16 protein-coding genes are annotated in these 18,657 nt (G+C 48.4%); 6 read left to right on the plus strand and 10 right to left on the minus strand.

What is annotated here, in order from left to right:
* The 4 genes from QNJ26_05845 to asnB all read left to right on the plus strand — a co-directional run.
* The coding region (locus QNJ26_05845; protein MDJ0985048.1) for an NAD(P)-dependent oxidoreductase at positions 1 to 531 on the plus strand (531 nt) is incomplete at its 5' end.
* Positions 532 to 540: 9 nt separating this feature from the next.
* Positions 541 to 1,692, plus strand: a complete 1,152-nt coding sequence (neuC, locus tag QNJ26_05850; protein ID MDJ0985049.1) for a UDP-N-acetylglucosamine 2-epimerase — start codon at positions 541 to 543, stop codon at positions 1,690 to 1,692.
* Between the two features lie 37 nt (positions 1,693 to 1,729).
* Complete coding sequence (locus tag QNJ26_05855; GenBank protein ID MDJ0985050.1) at positions 1,730 to 2,467, plus strand: acylneuraminate cytidylyltransferase family protein; 738 nt, start codon at positions 1,730 to 1,732, stop codon at positions 2,465 to 2,467.
* Positions 2,468 to 2,660: 193 nt separating this feature from the next.
* Positions 2,661 to 4,400 carry an asparagine synthase (glutamine-hydrolyzing) gene (asnB, locus tag QNJ26_05860; protein ID MDJ0985051.1) on the plus strand — a complete coding sequence of 580 codons (1,740 nt, stop codon included), beginning with the start codon at positions 2,661 to 2,663 and terminating at the stop codon, positions 4,398 to 4,400.
* Between the two features lie 102 nt (positions 4,401 to 4,502).
* Here the strand turns inward: asnB and QNJ26_05865 are convergent, their stop codons facing one another.
* The 10 genes from QNJ26_05865 to QNJ26_05910 form a co-directional block, all read right to left on the minus strand.
* Positions 4,503 to 5,546: a sulfotransferase gene (locus tag QNJ26_05865; protein MDJ0985052.1), complete on the minus strand. Its 1,044-nt coding sequence runs from the start codon at positions 5,544 to 5,546 to the stop codon at positions 4,503 to 4,505.
* 14 nt (positions 5,547 to 5,560) lie between these two features.
* A complete protein-coding gene (locus QNJ26_05870; protein MDJ0985053.1) occupies positions 5,561 to 6,478 on the minus strand; it encodes a sulfotransferase in 918 nt (305 codons plus the stop codon).
* Between the two features lie 67 nt (positions 6,479 to 6,545).
* Positions 6,546 to 8,471: an alcohol dehydrogenase catalytic domain-containing protein gene (locus tag QNJ26_05875; protein ID MDJ0985054.1), complete on the minus strand. Its 1,926-nt coding sequence runs from the start codon at positions 8,469 to 8,471 to the stop codon at positions 6,546 to 6,548.
* Between the two features lies 1 nt (position 8,472).
* On the minus strand, positions 8,473 to 9,417 hold the full coding sequence (locus QNJ26_05880) for a phosphoglycerate dehydrogenase (GenBank protein MDJ0985055.1): 945 nt from the start codon (positions 9,415 to 9,417) through the stop codon (positions 8,473 to 8,475).
* A 188-nt stretch (positions 9,418 to 9,605) separates the two neighbouring features.
* On the minus strand, positions 9,606 to 10,373 hold the full coding sequence (locus QNJ26_05885) for a 3-deoxy-manno-octulosonate cytidylyltransferase (protein ID MDJ0985056.1): 768 nt from the start codon (positions 10,371 to 10,373) through the stop codon (positions 9,606 to 9,608).
* Between the two features lie 75 nt (positions 10,374 to 10,448).
* Complete coding sequence (locus QNJ26_05890; GenBank protein ID MDJ0985057.1) at positions 10,449 to 11,084, minus strand: cyclase family protein; 636 nt, start codon at positions 11,082 to 11,084, stop codon at positions 10,449 to 10,451.
* The gene (locus QNJ26_05895) at positions 11,081 to 12,298 is read right to left on the minus strand and encodes a hypothetical protein (protein ID MDJ0985058.1); all 1,218 of its coding nucleotides are present in this window, start codon (positions 12,296 to 12,298) and stop codon (positions 11,081 to 11,083) included. The genes QNJ26_05890 and QNJ26_05895 overlap by 4 nt, the downstream gene beginning before the upstream one ends.
* A 227-nt stretch (positions 12,299 to 12,525) precedes the next feature.
* Positions 12,526 to 13,488: a hypothetical protein gene (locus tag QNJ26_05900; protein MDJ0985059.1), complete on the minus strand. Its 963-nt coding sequence runs from the start codon at positions 13,486 to 13,488 to the stop codon at positions 12,526 to 12,528.
* 135 nt (positions 13,489 to 13,623) lie between these two features.
* On the minus strand, positions 13,624 to 15,507 hold the full coding sequence (locus QNJ26_05905; protein ID MDJ0985060.1) for an aldehyde ferredoxin oxidoreductase family protein: 1,884 nt from the start codon (positions 15,505 to 15,507) through the stop codon (positions 13,624 to 13,626).
* Between the two features lie 311 nt (positions 15,508 to 15,818).
* The gene (locus tag QNJ26_05910; GenBank protein MDJ0985061.1) at positions 15,819 to 16,559 is read right to left on the minus strand and encodes a ferritin family protein; all 741 of its coding nucleotides are present in this window, start codon (positions 16,557 to 16,559) and stop codon (positions 15,819 to 15,821) included.
* A gap of 538 nt (positions 16,560 to 17,097) precedes the next feature.
* On the opposite strand from QNJ26_05910, the gene QNJ26_05915 reads away from it, so the two are divergent.
* Positions 17,098 to 17,613 (plus strand): hypothetical protein, encoded by a 516-nt coding sequence (locus QNJ26_05915; GenBank protein MDJ0985062.1) that lies wholly within the window; start codon positions 17,098 to 17,100, stop codon positions 17,611 to 17,613.
* Between the two features lie 149 nt (positions 17,614 to 17,762).
* Positions 17,763 to 18,581: a mechanosensitive ion channel gene (locus QNJ26_05920; GenBank protein ID MDJ0985063.1), complete on the plus strand. Its 819-nt coding sequence runs from the start codon at positions 17,763 to 17,765 to the stop codon at positions 18,579 to 18,581.
* The last annotated feature ends 76 nt before the right edge of the window (positions 18,582 to 18,657 follow it).

Below are 18,657 nucleotides of genomic sequence, written 5' to 3' on the forward strand. Positions count from 1 at the left end.
GGTAAACACTTTGGGATGGTTGGATTAGGGCGCATCGGCCAGAAGGTGGCTGAATATGGTCAGGCCTTTGGTATGCAAGTGGGTGCTTTTGATCCTCTGACCCATAATTGGAAAGAGGACATATGGCGTGCGCCTTCTCTTTCCGAATTATTGAAATGGTCTGATGTTCTTAGTCTGCACATACCATTGAATGCCGATACCCATCAACTCATTGGAAAAACGGAATTGGCATTGCTGCCCCAAAATGCAGTACTGATCAATACATCACGCGGACAATTGATCGATGAGAATGCTTTGATCCAAGCGCTGGAAAGTGGCCGGTTGGGCGGTGCCGCCCTTGATGTCATCGCCAATGAACGCGATGCAGCCCAACGTAACAAAAGTCCCTTACTTGCATATGCCAACCAACACGATAATCTGCTTATTACTCCGCATATTGGAGGGGCAACCTACGAATCAATGGCCAAAACCGAAGTTTTTATGGCTCAAAAACTTGTCGATTTTTTATTGGCAAAAGAAAAATTACTGTAAGAGGTATTCATGCGAAAAATATGTGTTGTTATTACCGCCCGACCCAGTTATGCACGCATAAAAACGGTACTGGAAGCCGTTCAATCTCATCCTGATCTTGAGTTGCAATTAATTGTAGCTGCCTCTGCCTTGTTGGAACGCTATGGCCCGGTCATCGATGTTATTCGGGCAGACGGTTTTGAACCTAATGCGGTGGCGCATATGGTAGTTGAAGGGGAGAATCTGGTAACCACTGCCAAATCGACCGGTCTCGGTCTGGTAGAACTGGCGACGGCCTTTGACAACCTTAAACCGGACGTGGTTGTCAGTATTGCTGATCGCTATGAAACCATTGCAACCGCCATAGCGGCCTCCTATCTCAATATCCCGGTGGCACACGTTCAGGGTGGTGAAGTGACGGGTTCTATTGACGAGAAGGTGCGCCATGCAGTTACCAAACTGGCCAATCTGCATTTTGTTTCCAATGAATTGGCTGCCAAGCGAGTGGTCCGAATGGGCGAAGATCCCGAAACGGTATTTGTTACGGGTTGCGCCTCTGTGGACCTTGCTGCCCGGGTGCTATCAGAAGGGCTGGACGGTTTTAATCCCTTTGAGCGCTATGCCGGTGTCGGGCATGAATTTAATCCTGAAAAGGGGTATCTGGTCGTCATGCAGCACCCAGTGACCACTGAATACGAGGATTCATTGGACCAGATTACTGAGACGTTGACTGCCATTGAGGAACTTGCGCACCCGACCTTTTGGTTTTGGCCGAACGTGGATGCCGGATCAGATCGAATTTCGAAAGGCATTCGACATTTTCGTGAAACCCACGAAATCCCGTATATCTATTTTTTCAAAAATCTGTCACCCGAGGACTTTCTGCGATTATTGATTGGTGCAAAATGCCTCGTCGGCAATTCAAGTGTTGGTATTCGTGAAGCGTCTTTCCTTGGTGTACCGACAGTCAATATTGGTAATCGTCAGATCGGGCGTGATCGAGGACCAAATGTGATTGACACTGGATATTCCGCCGAGGCGGTAACTGATGCCATCAAACAGCATCTGGTCAATGGGAAATACAATACCTCCAGCCTGTATGGAGACGGAGCGGCCGGAAACAGAATTGCCGATTTGCTGGCAACTGTGCCGCTAAAATCTGATAAGCGGCTTGTTTACTAAGTAATACCTGATTTTTTTTTCACCATCGGATGAAACTATGGCGCTAAGTATAGATCAACAAATACAGGCCAAAATTCTTGCGGTCATTCCGGCTCGGGCCGGCTCAAAGGGCGTCCCTCGAAAAAATATTCGTCCAATCTGCGGCAAGCCTTTAATTACCTATACGATTGAAGCAGCGTTGCAAGTCCAGCATTTGTTTCACCGTTTGATCGTCAGCACCGAAGATGAAGAGATCGCTGCAATCGCCCGTCAAAATGGTGCCGAAGTGCCTTTTCTACGTCCGATTGAGCTATCAGGTGATGATGTTCCCACATTACCTGTCTTGCAACACGCCGTGCGTTTTGTGGAAAAGCAGGATGACATTATCCTGGACTGGGTACTTTTGCTTCAGCCGACGGATCCCTTGCGGCAGGCCGCAGACATCGAAGCAGCTTTGGAACTATCCCAGCAGGACCCCTGCGATTCGGTTATCAGCGTGGTGCAGGTGTTTTCCACCCATCCCATATTAATGAAGCGCATTGAAGACAACCAGCTTCTGCCGTATTGCATTGAGGAAAAAGAAGGCACGCGTCGCCAGGATTACAAACCAGCAGCTTATATGCGCAACGGAGCCATATACCTGACGCGACGAAAGGTTCTGATCGAGCAGAACTCGATCTGGGGTCAGGTCATCCGTCCTTACGTTATGCCGCCAGAACGGTCAGTGGGAGTGGATAGTGACCTGGACCTTAAGATGGTCGAAGTGATGATGCGTGAGAATCACAAAAAACCATAGCGGCAAAACCTTTTTTTCATTTAATAAACTAGTCATCTGCTTCCGGCAGCGGTGCAAAATAATGGTGCCGCTAAAAGAGTTATTTAGGCAACCAAATTTTTTAAATGATGAAAATAGTGCAAACGATCAACGTTTGAAACAATGTAACAAACGCCAGTGAAACGCGACGGCTGCGAAAGGATAAGAGATCGATATGTGCGGTATTGCGGTTGGCTGCGGTGATGGTTGGAATCGCAGGCAACTAGAAGATATGGTTGCCATCCAAAATCATCGGGGCCCAGATGATAGCGGGCTGTATATCGACGAGCGCCATCATATCGGTTTCGGTCATTCGCGCTTGAGCATCATAGACCTCTCCAGCGCAGGACATCAGCCGATGAATTCAGCCGATGACAGTTGCTGGATTGTATTAAATGGAGAGATATACAATTATCTGGAACTTCGTTCGGAGCTTAGGTCTTATCCCTTCAAAAGCCAGACTGATACTGAAGTTATTTTGGCTGCGTATCAGCGGTGGGGGACAACATGTCTTGAGCATTTAATCGGTATGTTCGCCTTTGCCCTTTGGGATAGGAAAAAGCGAAAACTATTTGTTGCGCGGGACCGATTTGGTGTCAAACCGCTTTACTGGTATGACATTCCGTATGGCGGTGTGCTTTTAGCCAGCGAAATCAAAGCTTTGCATGCTGCAGGCGTTGCCCGCAAACCGGATCCAATAACCTGGGCAACCTATTTGTCTTCTGGCATGTATGATCATGGATCTCGCACGTTTTGGTGTAATATTCAGCAAATTCCTCCTGGTGGATGGCTGGAATGGGATCTTGAGAGTGGTTATCAAATAGGGACATGGTATGATCCTGCGGATGCTGTCAAGGCCCTAGGGCCAGATGAACGAGCGGATAACGTCGTGATCGAAGAAACCATTGCCCTATTGGAAGAAACGATTGCACTGAGGTTTCGTTCGGATGTTCCCGTCGGTATTTGTCTATCGGGCGGTTTGGATTCTTCTCTTTTGTTGGGTTTGGTTAACCGATTTCATGGTATGGATTCGGCGGTCAATGCATTCACGTTTTATTGCGGGGATCCAAATTATGATGAAACACCGTGGGTCGAGCTGATGCTTAAAGATACCCAGCATCCTTGGCATCCCTGTCTGCTTGATGCTGAGATGATCCCGCACCTGGCGTCTGAAGTGCAGCAGTTTCAAGACGAACCGTTTGGCGGTTTCCCGACCCTGGGAATGGCACTGGTCTATAACCATGCGCGATCAAAAGGTGTCACCGTTTTGCTGGATGGAAACGGTATGGATGAGGGGTGGGCCGGATATGAATATTACCAAAAAAGCGCCAGCATCGATGCTGCCAAGGGACCTGTTCAGGGAACCCGATCCCCAACAACCCGGCCCGATAGCTTGCAACCAGAGTTTGCTGAGCAGTCTGAATCTTTTCAACCCCCAACGCCATTCGGCAACCCACTCAGAGATCTTCAGTATCGGGATATTCGACATGCCAAGATTCCGCGTGCCATGCGATTTAGCGATCGCGTTTCCATGATGTTCTCGCGTGAAGTTCGCGAACCGTTCTTGGATCATCGCATTGTGGAGTTGGGACTGCGACAACCCGAGTCGCGCAAGTTGAAAGAAGGACACGGAAAATGGCTCCTGCGCCAGGTTGCGCGAAACTTGCTTCCGGAAGGGGTGTATGAAGCACCTAAACGACCGGTGCAAACGCCTCAGCGGGAATGGTTAAGAGGGCCTTTGGCCGGATGGGCTCAAGAACTTATCGAAGACGGGCTATCCCATTGGGGGCGGGAATGGCTAAACGAAAAAAAAGTGCGTGCTGCCTGGCGTTCATTCTGTGAGCATGGCTCAGACAATAGTTTCCCCATCTGGCAGTGGCTCAGCATCGGACTGATGAGTCGGGCGAGTGACTAAAATGTATTCTAAATTTTCGCGCTACTTTTGAAAAAAGCGTTAGTCACGGGTCTACTTTAAAACTTTACCTCCTGCGCATTTTAATTCCTTTTATACAAGCAATTAGAATGCAACCGCACGATCCAGAACCTTTTGATATTCTTTGCCGGTTGCGGATTCGATCGCATTCAGTTCCTCTGCTGATAGCGTCTTGTATCGATTCAATGAACCGAGCATAATCCCGGGATTTTCAATGGTGAAACTGGTGTTTGCTGCAATCGGTTCATTATTAAATGTTGGCGTTAATAAGATCGGGTTAAAGTTGATGTTTAAAAAATCAGCTAGATATTGCATGACACGCTCTGTATGGCCGATTAAATCTTCGAAACGAATGATAGCCACCAAGGGCCCATAAAGCGCTTTATTTTGAACCATTGCCTGCGCATTTTGGATCCACTGACCCGATGCTTTTTCGATATCTTCATATTTCCCTTTTTTATCGTTGTGCCGATGCGCCGATGGGAACCAGTTTTTGGGGTCTCTGATGATTGAGACCAGACGGCCATCCGGATAATCTGCAAAAAAGGATTCAATGCTTTCGGGCACCATTGCCAGTCTAGGCGTAAATCCTGTGATATATTTTTTGGTCCCATAAGCGTTTTGGTAATTGAGCCAGGCACCGAAATAAGAGGTCATATAAGCGTTGAGGATCTCACGCTGGCTTATGGATCCGATGGAATCCAGGTATTGTAAAAATAGCATTCTTTGCAAAGAGGGCGGAAACATGAATGCAAATGTCTTTTCAGACTTATGCCCTTTTTTATAGCCTTCATTAAAGTGTTTTATCACATTGTCTTCAAAAAGCAGGTGGAACCATTGCATCGGGCGGTCATTGAGATTGATCGGCGGCCAGATGTACTTTTTGGGATGCCCAATCATTAACTCGTCCGGATGGGCATATATTTCCGGGTGACCATCAAAAAGCTGGCTGAGAAGCGATCCACCGGAGCGCTGGATCTGAGAGATAAGTGCGATGGGCGCCGTTATCGGTATCATATTGTCCAGACATACCTGATATAGCTGTTTTAAATGGGATCGGCTTTCACGCAGCGCGCCATGGCGCGTCTTCCTGTGAGACATCTTTTTTTTGTATTTTTTTAAAACCATAATAACATCATCTTTTAGCCATGAACTTTTGACAGAATTTTTTTTATCTCGCCGGGTTTATGCAATCTTAGGACGTCACGCCCGAATCCTTTGCAAAGCCTTGCCCAGTCATAGGCTGTCGCATACCCGAATTTTGAGGCATACGATCTCGTGATGTAGTTGACCAGATGAGCTTGATCGGCATCCAGCGAATCCCGCCATTTATCTGGATCGTTTTCCCGGATGCTCTGTAATACTAAATTATTATTTTTCCAGAATTCATGGTCTGATACAATCTCGTTGGGGGCAATGACATTTTCAAGTAATCGACGATCGTACGGAATATTTAAAAATTCACAAATTTTAATTAAAGAGGACTTATTATCAGCCGTTAGATCTTCATATCGAACGACGATGACGTTATCCTTGCTTTCTATTTTCAGGATCGCCGCGGAGATTTTATTGTATAGCAGCGCTAAGCGAATGAGCGACTTTTTTCGTTTTGGATGTTTCCTTAAGCGCGAACTGACGATATTTTTGGGCTCGCGGATCATGCAAATGAATTTGGCGCTCGGGTAATAGCTGCATATTTTCGAATAGAAAAATATATGCCTAGGCGTTTTTTCCAGAAAGGTATTTTTTTTATCCGGGTTGAACTGCCCAATCACGTATTCAAATACTTCTTTCTGGGAGTTTAAGTGCCGGAAAGCGTCTTCAGCCACCTCTATTCTAGCTTTGCGGTATAATATCCGACGAATGGTTTGGCAATCCTTCTGACTCAAGTCGTTTTCGCGAAGCCCATAAGTCGCCCTTGAAAAAAAATGGGTTTCAGGCATGGGAAAATAGTTGCCCGTATTGCTCAAAATCCCCTGAAGCAGGGTCGTTCCCGATCGGGGCATTCCCACAATGAAAACCGGGTCCGTATACGTCGGATCTATGGTATGTTGCGGCATCTGGTAATGATCTTATATCTCAAATTGATAAGGCGCGCTGGGGCGATCTCATTCCCTCGGGTGTCCATTAAGCCTGGCCAATCTTTAAAATAACTTTTAAATGCTGCTGTGATTTTGCCAGCTCCCATGCGGTCTTGAACTCGGATAACGGCAGCACTTTATCAGTAAAAGCGCTAGTTGCAATCTGCGGTAAAAGGTCGATGGCCATTTTAAAATGCCTGGCAGCGCTGCCCACCGAACCGACCAGCATTTTGTCATAGGCGACGATACCTTCAAACGTATACTCCTGACGGGCATAGGGCAAGCCCAGCAGGAGAATTCGAGCACCGGCCGGGCTTTGGTTTAAAATAGCATCCAACGCCTGTGGGTTACCGGTGACTTCTAATAAATTCTCAAATGCCTGTAGCTCTGACAAATCTTGTGATACGTGAATATCGGAATCGTTAAAATAATTGAGCCGGGTGCGATTGCGATCAAATACCGTTACATCATGTCCCCAGTGCGCAAGCACTCTAGCGCACAGGTGGCCCAGGGCGCCGGCGCCCACCACAGCACATTTTTTGGGCGACTTTTTGACTTTCCAGGTCCGTCGAAACCGTTTGAGACCTTTTAGGGCCACGGCCAGCGGTTCGCACAGACAGGCGGTTTTTAGGTCGAATTCCGCCGGAATCATATGGGCAAACCGCCCAGGAACGATAACATACTCGGCATAGCCGCCGTTGCGGCCGATAACGCCCAGTTCGGTCCGGTTTTGGCAGGCAATCCAATTTTCCGCCAGACACGCCGGGCAGGTGCCACAACTCTGAATACACTCCACAACCACCGCATCGCCAACTTTTACATGGGTGATATTGGATCCCACACTTACCACATGGCCACTGAATTCGTGTCCCGGAACTATGGGATATTTGGCCAGACCATTTTTGTAATATCCCAAGTGGCCTTCATAAATTTCGATGTCGGTGGCGCATACGCCTTCATAGGCTACTCGGATCAAAATTTCTCCCGGTTTAGGATTCGAAATTGAAATGTCATCAACGGATGCTCGCTTCGGTCCGTGGATGACGACCGCCTGACATGTTCGGTCAAAAAACATATCTCTCCTGACATTCTGGTTTTCAATAATAGAGCGGCTCAACAACCCTTTGATGGTGCCGATACTTTTGTTGGTCCGAAAGAAAAGGGTTTCCCGCGCAAGCTTGATCTTGTTGTTTAAGCCGACAGCGTTCTGATCTGATGAAGAAAAAATGTAACCCAGGTCAAAAAAAAGACGCGTGCTCTCCAAACAAGGGGTTGCCAATGCGTGCCAGATATTTTGGATCCCAATCCAGCGTGCGGCTGCCGCTTCCCGGAAATATCGTCGTCTGATCTGGCGCCAGTTTTCCTCATGGATGTGGTAAAGGGATGCTTCGGGTTCATACACGACCCGATAGTCTTTTTCCATCCAATATTTGGCCCACTCAATATCCTCAAGGCCCAACAGGTTTTCATTAAACTGTCGCTCCCGCCACAGGTCCTTACGAATGGCTGAATTGGCGTTGTTGGCAAAAAACCGCGGCGGGCGCAATACTTTTCGTTGCGGACCGAAAGTGCGCCGCATGTCTTGAATTTCGCCGAATTTAGAGCTGGATCCGCCCACCTGTCGCCCATACACCATAGCTGTTTTCTGATCACGCAGCGGTGCGATCAGTTTGCTGACCCAATGTTCATCAACCGGCAGCGTGTGAGCAGACGCAATGGCAATATATTGGCCGCAGGCCACTTCAATCCCGATGTTCAAGGAGTGGCCAAAGGTAAAATCATGGCTTTCAATGGGCAGCAGCATATCGGCCTTTTGGGCGGCAATTTCACGCGTCCGATCCCAGGAACCGGAATCGACAATGATGGTCTCAAAATCCTGTTGGGTTTGCAGGCGCAGCGCTTCCAGTAAATCCGGCAAATATTTTTCTTCATTAAACGTCCGGATGACAATCGATATTTCAGGGTCACGCATTCTATGCTCCTGCTGCTTTCAAGCCTTTAAGCAGGTTTTTAACCGTGTTCTCGTGGACGCGCTGCCATGCCTCCGGGCTGCTATTGGCATTGTGAGGCGCCAGAAGGCAGTTTTGCATGCTGCGCAATGGGCTATCGGGCGGCAACGGTTCGTCCTCAAAAACGTCCAGGGCGGCGCCGGCAATCTGGCCTGCTTGCAGGGCCTGAACCAGAGCGGGTTCTTCCACGACGGGTCCCCGGGACGCATTGACGAGATAGGCACCAGGCCTCATTAACTCCAGACGCTGTTTATTGATCAGGTGGTAGGAAGTTGGATTTAAATCCGGATTGAGGCTGACAAAATCGGCATGGTTGAGCAGCTCTTCCAGCGAAACCATTTCAATTCCCGTCTCTGACAGAAAGTCATCCGGCGGTTGTACGGGGTCATTTCCCATCACCCGCATCCCGAAAGCAATTGCACGGCGCACCACGGCTTTGCCGCAGTCGCCAACCCCGATTACACCCAGGACGCATTCGCGCAGGGATACCAGAGAAGGCTTTTCCCAATTTCCTTGGCGGATATCTCTATCCATCCATGGCAGTTTGCGGGCAAATGTCAGGATATATCCTAATACGGTGTCCGCCACGGGCTCTGAGAAGGCATTTGGTGTTCGATATACTGGAATGCCGCGACGCCGCGCTTCTTCCGAATCGATAGAGTCAATGCCGGTCCCCCATTTGGAAATGACCTTCAGGCGGTTGGCCGCTTCCAGCACGCGCCGGGTGATGCGATCATCACCACAGATGATACCGTCAATGTCTGCAATAGTTTCAAGCAATTCGGCTTCACTTAAGCGCTCGTTCACATCGGCGGCAATCAATTCAATCTCCTCCGCAGCCAGTCGTTGGCGCCAATCTTCAATGACCGGGATAAAATACGGTGCAGAAACCAAAACTCGCCATTTCACTTTTTTATTGAACCTCCATCAATGCGAATTGAGTTAAAACTTAATTCGCAGTTATTGGTTATTCGTTACAAGCCAGAAAAGCTTGATCATCGAAAGTATGTTTGAGATGTCGATATGCTATTTTGCTTTAGCTGATATTCACTCTATTAACGAATAACAAATCACAAGCCGCTTTTAATCGAATGTGATCAATCAATTGAAGATAGATATTTGTGCGTTAACGGATCTGTGCGCAACAAGCCTTCGACCAATTCCAGATCTGCCGGGTTATCCACCGCATGGGTGGCAAATGCGGTTTCAACCATTTTAACCCGATGGCCATGTTCAATGAAGCGCATCATATCAATGGATTCAGCCACTTCCAACGGTGTCGGATCGAGCCGAGTAAATTCCTGTAAGGCCGCCGCCGTAAATGGAATCACACAAACCTGTTTATAGGACGGTATGTGGTTAAAATCCTGCAGATGCTGCGTCGGTATCGGTTCACGGGACATATACAGGGCGTACCCCTGGTTGTCCATGACCACTTTGATGGTGTTGCGATCCTCAAATTCTGTTTGACTTTTAATTTTAGCCGTTAGATTCACGCAAGCTAGTGGTTCATGAACGTGCAAAAAAGGTGCAAGCGATTCTGCGATCATCTCAGGATACGTCATGGGCTCGTCGCCTTGAATCATTACCACCACATCTGCATCCATATCCGCAGCAGCCTCTGCAACGCGATCACTGGCCCGTTCATGGGTGGGGGAGGTCATCAGCGCGCGGCCGCCAAAAGCCTCAACGGCATCAAATATGTCTGTGTCGCAGGTGGCCACATATACTTCTTCGAGTGCATCGCATAAAATGGTCCTGCGGTAAACATGTTCAATCATGGGACGTCCGAGAAGGGTTGCCAGCGGTTTTCCCGGAAATCGTGTTGATCCCATTCTGGCCGGTATGATGGCAACGATTTTCATAGCCAATTTCCGCTTTTTCTAATGAAGGTTAAAATATTTTCTTAACAACTAAAAGGTTGCGCGTATTTCTGTTGTTTATTTTTCAATTAAGACCGCTCTGGCCGGTGCGCCCTCACTGCCGGCCAATTTAAGCGGAAGGCATATGAGGTCGTATCTCCCGGATCTGACCTGACGCAGATCAAGCCCCTCTAATATAATGATACCGGCATCCAATAAGGTTCGGTGTGTCTGCGGTTCAACATCGTCATACAGCTGAATGGATAAATAATCGATGCCAACAAGCCGGATACCCTGGTCGACCATCCAGTCTGCCGACGCAGCGCTTAATGCCACAAATTCCGGATTGAATTTATGGTCCGGATGGTCCCATAAGCGCGAATTCTTTGTTTTGAGGAGCAATCGTTGGGTACTGGGGGGCAGTTCCTGGGCGTCCAACTGCTCCGGTGTAATCACATCGATCTCCGGCAGTTCAACGACCACAGCCGGCCCCATCAGCACATCCAGCGGCAATTGTTCAACGCTGGCCCCGTTTTCCACAAAGTGAAGCGGAGCGTCGACATGCGTACCAGAGTGCACGCTGCAGACCAGCCGAGTGTCATTGCTGGTATCTCCTCTTGACAATGCATGATAGCGTTCCAAGACAATCTGACGATCGCCGGGCCACACTGGCAAATGGGGACTAAGGGGTACCGAAATATCAATAATTTTCATTCGACCTGATGCTCACAGTTTAAGATAAACTGCTGATAATCCTCTAAAACAGCTCTTTTTTTCTGGCCGCCGTATATGATTTCAGAAAGAAATTTTTGTACATTCTCATCTGAATAAGGCACCATTTTTTTGTCGGCCTGCAATGTTCGTAGCGCTTTTTCAAGTTCAGTTTCATCATTAATCTGCCAGCAGGCGCCCATCTCCTCGTACAGGGTCTTATTGCCGTGCAGGTATTTTAAGTACAGAACCGGTTTGTCCTGCACAAGGGCCTCGATCAGAATGCTGGAGGCTATCACCAGCGTAATATCCGCCCATTCACACAGCTCCACAGACGAGATATCGGCGACATTTTGCAGTGGGAGATTTTCGTAAAATCCGGCTTCTTTGCCGGTACGGGTATGCGGTTTGACCACCACTTCGATATCATCCAGTTGCGCCAGCAATTGAAATGTTTTCAGCATCCGTTGCACATCGATGCGGAAGGCAAAGCGGGTGGTCATAAAAACGACTTTTAGTCTGGCAGACCGTTGATGGCCATTTTTGAGCATTCTGGGCAGAATCTGCCTGTTTTGCGCCATCCATTCGTCACAATAGCGTGTGCTGCCAAGGGTAAAGATCTTGTTTTCCTGAACACCGGAATCCACGAGGTATTGTTTGCGCTGCGGGTTCTGGATAATAATATAGTCAAAGGCATTATATTTGGCATATCCGCGTTCCTTGGTGGCGCCTTGCTTATACAGGTCATTGCGATAGATAAAAACGCCGTGTGGCAGTGCAATGACGGGGATGGATGTTGCCTGTGCCGCCTCAAGCAAAGTGCCAACCACATATTGGCGCGGTCTGACGTGATCAAAACAAAGTACCTTGGCACGGGTGTGCTTTAAAAAACGCTGCGCCCATGCGTTTTGGTAAAAAGATGATTTTAATATGAGGTAGCTTAATTTCCCCATCTCGCGCGCACATTTGCCCAGTGTGTTGCGGATGACAACCGGCCCGCTGTGCTGATGCCGGGTGAATCTTTTTTGCAGCCGGTAACTGCCGATCATAACCGTGTGGATTAGCCGTTGGACATATCCCCATTGATCTTTAAGGGCCTCATAAAGATAGCCAACCGGAATGCCGTTGGTGCGCAAAAAGGCCAGGCGATAATCACTATGAATATCATATTCCGGATCAATACAATAGACAGACACCGCATAACCGTCCTGATGCATTTTCCATGCAATCGGCGTTATATGATCAATGTCATTAAAGGCTCTGATAAAGAATAGGTACATGCTAAATATTTTGTCATCTGTTTGATGACAACAAGGCGCGGTAGCTCTAAAATGGATTTGACCAAATTTGGCAAATGGCCTGAACTGCCTGATTTTAGCGGCCAATCTAACGTTATGGCCTCATTTTGTCAAGTATGGGACCATCTCTTGTAGGTCAAGAAAAATCAGTCGGATGTTCGGTTGAGTTCAACCCTGTTTAATTTTAGCTCGGCTTTGCCCATTGAGGGAATGATGCCGCTAATCTGGAGAGGAAGACCGCTGGTGGGTTCGATGAAGACGACGATGTCCCTGTGCAAGCCCAGAAAGGAAAAATTTTCGGCCTCCCCACGCTCTTCAAGCAGAGAAGTGCCCGATATGGCAAATTTGAGGGCTTTGACGGTGCCTTCTATTCGTTGTTCGCCGCTAGGTCCTTTTTCAGAATACTTTACCTTAATGGGCTGCAGGCCTTGATTGCGTATCTGAACTCGGTGTAGCTGCCTTTTGCCAAACGCACAAAAGGTAAACGGTGCGCTGTCATTTGCCACGGCCATCGAGTTGAGAATATAGATTAGGACAGAGCGCTCTGAAATTAATGAACATCTTTGCTTTTTGGGGTTATACGCATAAAAGCTGTCTTTGGTATCTGTCCATTGTTCGGGCGCCAGCCGGGCTTGATTTTTATTTTGGGGCTCAATCCGATGCCGATAAACCCCCTGTTCGGTAAACCGGTATGCTTTTTTAAAATCATCTTCGCCGCGCCGCATTCGGATACGGCCCAGCGCTGATGCGTCCAAAGGATCGAACCAGATCTGGTTTTCGATGTTGACTGCGGAACGAAATCTGGGATCGATGGTCGTATGGATGGTCAGTTGGGCCACTTTGGGGGACTGTGGATGAATGGGGTCGCCATGCGGCGGATTCAGCAGCACAGCCTTAAGCTCGGAAGCTGCAACAGTACGCAATCGGATATCACTTGACACCTCAACCCAGAATTTTTTGGCGCGAAACGACAAATCCGTCCAAAAAATCTTCTGGTCATCCAATTTGAGATCCGATTTGGGCTGTGCATGCGCATGACTGCCAGGGGCCAAAAGGCCGCCCATTACGAGACAAAAAACGATCAGGGTGTATCGTCGGTTAAAGCGCATCCGAGTTACTCCTTTTACGACTGGAATCGATCGGTCCTGACGACACCACCCCCATTTTGGTTCGGGCGCACAGGGTGTCAGAAAAATAGACGTTTGATAGGCAATTGTCGTTGACAGAATAACCCATTTATTTGGCTAACCATGAGCATTGACGAGCTGGGTCAAGCCCAGTTTGTCAAGGGTGCTTTGCTGCGGTTGCCCACTGTCCGGATCCCAGCCCATGGCCTGGCGGTATTCCCGGGCCAGGTTGTCGACGTCGATGGTCACACCGGCCACCGGGCCCTCTTTCTGGGGCGGCAACCCGACCATTCTGTCGGGTAATTTGATATCAGCAGGCATAATGCCTTCCCGCAGATTAAAGCATTGGCGCAGTGTCTGGATACGGGCACCGGTGGTCAGGACTTCATCCACATTCAGATTCCAGCCGGTGACGGCGTTGAAAAATTCAACCAATGGGTAGTTACCAAAAAACATCATCGGCATGATACACACGCCGGCGCTGGAGCCTACCTGAAGATAACGCGAGGCGGTGGCGCTTAAGGGACCTTTGCCGCTGTAGCTGTACTGATCGTATTGACCGATCTGCAACTCAGGGTAGGGCGCCCATTGTCCGGGACCGGCGTCGATGCGGGCCATGGGTGCTGCGGTATGACGGCCCGGGGTGGGATCACACACAAAACCGGTGCCGCGGCTGGGAAGATATAGGGCGTTATGCAAACCCGGTTCCTGACCTCCCACGTGCATGGCAAATGGGTCCGCTTTCTTGCCCAATTTCTCGGCTGCGATTTTAACGCCATCGGCCAAAATGTCACCAAATCCTTCACGGGCGATCATTTTGGCGGTCATCTCGATCATGGCTTCGGCATTGCCCCAGGTAAGCGCAATACCGTCCGTATCTTGTGTGCTAATAATCTCGTTTTCGAAGCATTCCATGGCAAAAGCCAGCGCGGTTCCTGTGGAAATCGTGTCCAGCCCGCTGCGGTTGCACATGTCGTTGAGTTTAATGATTGATTCAAAGTCATCGCACATGCACATGGTGCCAAAAGCGCCGATGGTTTCATACTCGGGTTTATGGGTTTCACCCACCGGGTACTTGCCTTTATCGACGTTGAAAATGCCGCCGCAGGCAATCGGGCAGTTGGCACAGCTATATTTGCGGTTCTGATAGGCGATAATGGCATCTGCATCTGCGATTTTTTCCAGATTCGGAAAGGACTGCTCGCCGGTATGTTGCCAATTTTTGACCGGGGTTACACCCGAGGCGACACCGCCACCCGTAATCCCGCAGGTGCCATGGTCCATCAGTGTTTGTGCAAATCCTCCCATTTCCTTCATTTCTTTGATGAAGGTTTTGCGCAATGCCGCCAGTGCGTCTTTGTCGGCGATGCGGGCTTTGCCGCTGCCGCGCACGGCAATGGCTTTGAGCTTTTTGGACCCCATGACCGCACCCACCCCGGAACGCGCAGCAATGCGTCCGGCGTCATTGACAATTCCGCTAATCAATGAAAGCTTTTCAGAAGCCGGGCCGATGGCGGCAATGCGTATCTTTTTATCACCGGCTTCCTTGCGAATGGCGTCTTCAGTGTCAACGGTATCTTGGCCCCAAAGATGAGCCGCATCTTTGATCTCAATGCGGTCATTGTTGACGGCTAAGTATTTGGGACCGCTTGCCTGACCGTTGACAAAAATGGCATCCCAGCCGGCGGCCTTCAACTCCGCTCCGAAATAGCCGCCGGAATTGGCATCGCCCCAGCCCCCGGTCAACGGCGATTTGCAAACAGCCATATAGCGCCCCCCAGTGGGTACTTTCGTACCCGTCAATGGGCCGGTGGTAAAGCCCAAATGGCTTTCAGGGCCCAATGGATCGATGCCTTTTTTCTGACGCTCAAACAAGATCCGGGCACCCAAGCCTTGTCCACCGATATAATTTCTGGCCAATTGTTCGTCTAGCTCGACAACCTCAATTTTGTCTGTGGTTAAATCGATAAAGCCTATTTTGCCTGCATATCCACCAGCCATTAATTGCCTCCTTTAAGGGTTTTAGTTTTGGTGTATGCTTTATAACCTTAAATGCTAGGACAGTCAAAATGTTTCCTTGCCAGATTCTGCAGGGTGATCCCACCTAATTTATATGTGGCCATTTTAATGTCTTGAGAACCGGAGTAAATGCTGATTAATTGACGGTTGTACGGGGATCACAAACTATCGACAACCAGCCTGCGATTTGAAACGCAGCAGAATGGGTGTCGGTGGGACGACAATACGGTCTTCCGGCCCTTGAACAAGAGGTTGGATAAAGGGACGTAAAATGGGATCCTGTCTTTTCCGGGTTACGCCGGATGGGGGATTTCCTTGGAAAAATAGGCCGGATTTTCACAGATACAACAGGTTCTGATAGGCGCTTCGGTGGCCACCGATCCGCAGGCATCGCAAACCCAAAACTGCAAACGATCCGTTTCAATGCGGTCGACCATCTTCGAGTAGAAAACCCCCATTGCATTTTTCATATCCACCAGCAGAGAATGGTGTTGTTTGCGGGAATCATAGGCATGCTGCGTAGCCGCCAGGGCATTGATATGACCTTCTTTTTTGATTTTGCGGAGCAGTTTAGGATAGCGTTCTTCGATTTCCTTTAATTCCAATCGAATGGCTGATTTCAGATTTTCTTTGGTGTTTTGGACCGGCAATTGATCTACCGAAACGTGATACTGGACATCGAGATCGAGTAAAATATTGTTAAAATTCCGGGCGGTGATAAATTCACACTCCGCAAATGTGCGAAACAGATGTGCTACTCCTGGAAGCTGGTCTTCAAGAGCTGTTTCGGCAAAAGCGGTATACAACTGGAAGGACTGAATTTCATCTTGATACCCCGCTTTGAGAACCTCGATGGTAATCGGATAATTCGCCATCGTCAAATGCGGTGACGAAAATTGCGAATTGGATGGTGTCTTTAGAAGGCGCCCGCATGATTCTCTCTGCTGGGCCTCATCGGCGCGAACGGTGTGAGGTGCCAGCGCTGTTACCAGTAGACCAGCTGAAATCATAAAAAATTTTCTTCTTGAAACCATTTGACTCCCCCCTTTGGGTGGATGGTGTGATCTCAAAGGGACATTTTATCCATTGACATATGTAAAAAAGCAATTACGTTGCCACTTCTTGCACCACATGCGGTTGATTACATTAAGTCTCTGAAATTATAACTTTAATTTTTTTAAATGCGTCAATCGGTGTTACCATATGGCAACTTTATGGGTGAAATGACAGTATGATGCCGTTATTTAACCCGTCTAATGATATGGGAGTCACTCGACATATTATTTACCATATTGGTAAAATTGGGATCCAAAGCCTTCTGTGCGAATTGAATCGATGCTGTTTTAAGGTATATGCCCCAAGGATTGGGGATATCCCCTAATTGTACCACCCTGTTTGCCGTTGCCGTTTGATAGGGTAATATTAAATATATAAAATAATTACAATAATTTATGATTTTTCTAAAGATGGGATGGCATGGCTTGGCAAATGATTTGCTCCTTTAAGCTATCACGAATTAACAATAGGTTAATTGCTGGTAATTCGAATCCAAAAAATTAGAAGGAACTGACAATGATGCAGAAAACATATACAAAGCTTGTGGGTTTAGGTTTGGTAATGGCATTAACCTTTGGTGTGGGCTTCAAGCTGGGGCAACACCGGGAAGTGATAACCGCATACACCCAAGCCAGCAGTGAGCGACAGGTGGCGCAAAAAGCTTTTGCTGCAAAAGTACCATCCAAACAGGTCGCGACGATTTTATTGATGCCCAAGTCTTACGTACCGTTGCTCGAGAAGTTCAAGCATCGCAAAATTGCCCGGGCGATTAATTTCATACCGGCGCATATCGGATGGGATGACGGACAAATGGTTGCCATCCCCCAAAGGGCGGTTCTTAAAGATACCGATTCCCGCGAAATGCCAGTTGTCAACCTATCCCATCGCACTAAGATGGCGGCCCCCAAGACCACGTCGGACAAATCTAAAATGACCCAGGGGGCGGCCTTTTTGTTTCTTTTAAAAGGTGCGGTAAATAATAAATTTAGATATACAGCCGGTCAATCGACGGTCCAAAAGGCCAGACTATAGGGCACCGCTGTCTGATTCAAGATACGGATTGAACAGTGCTTGACTACAGGCGATTATCAGGGTTGAAATCGGCAATCGAATCCGATACCACAATAAGTCTTCGACGCATTCGAATGAATAAAGATGTTCTCTAAAAAAGGAGGTATGGAATGGATGTTGAGCAATTAATTGCCAAGGGATATGAGCTGTTGACGGTTTTCGGCGTTAAGATTCTAGCGGCGCTGGCGGTGTTCATTATCGGTCGCTGGGTGGTCAAATATCTGAGGAGATTGACGCTCAGAGTCATGGAAAAACGCAACGTCGACCCCACCCTGACCAAATTTTTAACCAACCTGATTTATGTTGCCCTGCTGACATTTGTTATTGTGGCCGCCTTGGGCATGCTGGGAATTCAAACCACTTCTTTCATCGCGGTGCTGGGTGCTGCCGGTCTAGCGATTGGCCTCGCGTTGCAGGGCTCGCTGTCAAACTTTGCAGCCGGGGTGCTGATGATCATCTTTCGGCCGTTTAAGGTGGGCGATCTTATCGAAGGTGCTGGTGTTACCGGTGTGGTCGAAGAAATTCAAATCTTTACCACCCAGCTGGTCACACCGGACAACAAGACCATTATCATTCCGAATGGCCAGATGACAGGCGATACCATTACCAACTTTACTGCCAAAGGCACCCGTCGCGCGGATATGGTGATGGGCATTGGCTACGAAGATGATATCGACAAAGCACGTAATATCATTTTAGATGTGTTGTCGCAGGATGAACGGGTCCTCAAAGAGCCCGCCGTAAAAGTCGCTGTTTCTGAGCTGGCGGATAGCAGTGTTAACTTTACGGTCCGGCCCTGGGTGAAGGCTGGCGATTACTGGGGTGTAATTTTCGATGCCAACGAAACCATTAAGAAGCGCTTTGATGCCGAGGGCATCAGCATTCCCTATCCACAGCAGGATATTCACGTTTATGAGCACAAAGATTAACACTCAGTTGATTTAACCGCATGACTTTTGCCAGTGCGCCGGCCTGTATAAACCCAAGCAGTAAGATCATTCACAT

The sequence above is a fragment of the Desulfobacterales bacterium genome (genome assembly GCA_030066985.1).
GTDB lineage: Bacteria > Desulfobacterota > Desulfobacteria > Desulfobacterales > JAHEIW01 > JAHEIW01.